This is a genomic window from Ruminiclostridium sufflavum DSM 19573, from assembly GCF_003208175.1.
Taxonomy (GTDB): Bacteria; Bacillota; Clostridia; order Acetivibrionales; family DSM-1351; genus Ruminiclostridium; species Ruminiclostridium sufflavum.
Genome location: NZ_QKMR01000049.1, coordinates 1 through 1946, shown reverse-complemented (window position 1 = coordinate 1946; position 1946 = coordinate 1). Strand labels below are relative to the sequence as shown.

The 1946-nt window shown below is 39.4% G+C and carries 2 protein-coding genes; both read right to left on the bottom strand.

Features of this window, described 5'->3' with window-relative positions; translation table 11 throughout:
* On the bottom strand, positions 1-973 hold a 973-nt coding region (locus LY28_RS18815), incomplete at its 3' end, for an IS110 family RNA-guided transposase (protein WP_110463696.1).
* Between the two features lie 339 nt (positions 974-1312).
* Complete coding sequence (locus LY28_RS18810; protein WP_110463695.1) at positions 1313-1597, bottom strand: SymE family type I addiction module toxin; 285 nt, start codon at positions 1595-1597, stop codon at positions 1313-1315.
* Positions 1598-1946 lie beyond the last annotated feature (349 nt).

Sequence of the window (1946 nt, the reverse complement as noted above, 5' to 3'; positions counted from 1 at the left end):
GCCTGTCCTTTTGCCCCGATGAATAGGAAATGGGTGATATACCTGCATATTTTGCCAGCTTGTCGGCAGTTGCAAATCTATGTATGTTTCCTATCTCCGCTATAAACGAAGCAGCTGCAACAAGGTCAATACCTATCATTGTTTCAAGCTTTTGTCCAAGCTCCGACATCAGCTTTTGCATTTCATTTTCTAAATTCCTTATATCTTCTTCGTTTTGCCTGATTTGCTTTATACAGGTTATTACCATAAAGTCGCGGGATTCCTGATATTTGGTTGTTGTATCTCCGTCATTTTCTACCAGTTCAAAAATTTCCTTTGCTTTAGCTTCTCCATATATACGGTGGCTCTTCTCATGGAGTATCTTTCCCAGTGTTTCCACTGTTGTGCTTTTGAGCTTGCCGGGAGAAGGGTACTTTTCCCAAAATGCAAGTGCTGTAGGACAGTCAAATACAGTAAAGAACTTTCGGTAACTCCTGTAGTGGTGTGAGATAAGTGAATGCAACTGGTTCTTTATTGCCGTATTTGCCTTAACAACGGATTCCCTGCGGTTTACAAGCATGGACAGTGTCCAATAAACGTCAGTAACTTCCGCATCATGGAGTTCCTCCAGCTTGGTTAACAGTACACGTGCGACACATAGCGCATCATGGCTGTCGTCCTTGTGAATTATTGATTGGTTGCTTCTTTCGGATTTGGTAAGGCTGGAATTTACCTTTTTTACAGTTTGCTTTTTGGAGATAAGAAAAACCGTCAAGGCTCTTCCGTATTCGAGAGCGTCCTCCATACCGAACAAAGGTGTTATTCCTCTTTTACAATAGCTTTTGACTTCCTTTAAAAACCGTGCAAAATCCTCAGGGGTGTTCTTTATTGTTATTTCCCAGAGTTTTGTTCCGAAGCAGTCTATTATTACCGCTGTCTGTGAATTTTTGTGGTTGTCCAGACCGACATAAATGTGTTTTTGTTTTGGGTGCATAAAAATGTCCTCCTTTTTAATGTTTTAAATTGTCAAGGTTCGGCTGTGTAAGGATTCAGCATTTCTAATATGCCAGCGTAAGAACGTAAATCCCTGCATTATAAACAAAGCTGTATACTTCCTTTTCACAAAGCAAAGCTTAGAGATAGAAAAACACGCAAAGTTTTTTCCATCTCTCAACCATACTTTGTTTTCCGATTGAAGGAATGTCGGCAATTTCTTTATAGCGTAAAGCCTTTAAGCTCCGCATTATAAACCGCAGCCAGTGCCATTCCTCCCGGAAAACTATATTTATATAAAGAAGGCTTTACCTATGAAAAAGCCTTCTTGTTGCCTGTGCTAACCATATAAGACCTTCCTGCCTCTGGTTTGTGTCTGCTTCTTACTTTTGCTGTTCTTAGGGCTATTCTTTTTGTTTTCAGCTGTTTCTGACGATTTACTTGTATTACAATCGCTTTCAGCCAGTTTGATTGTAATTTCTCCGTCACTCTCGTAAATTTCAACCTTGCAGCCAACATGAAAGCCGATATTCTCAAGCCATTTCCCTTGTACCCTGACAGCCGGAACAGGCTTTATGCATGAATTTGGATAAACACTTGAAACAGTAAGCATTCTTGAACTCATTTTAATAAACTCCTCTCAATTTTGAATTTGAGAGGAAAATAAAAGTGCTTTATTCAATACTGAATTTATTCAAGCATTGAATAAACAGGTAAAATATTGTAAAATCAAATAGGTTGCTGTGACAGCGTTATGCTGTACGTGTGGGTAGGTTCGTTACCTGCATGAGCCTGTAAGTGCTCTAACACTTGCAGGTCATGGCAACCTTTAATTTTCCTCGTTATTAATTTTTAATCAAGGACAGGCTACAGCCTGCCCTTGATATGTATTTCTACTTAAAAATCATTACCGGAACACCGCTTTTTATTGCTCTTGTAACCATGTCTTTAGTTCCCTTGCTGCTGTCAATATC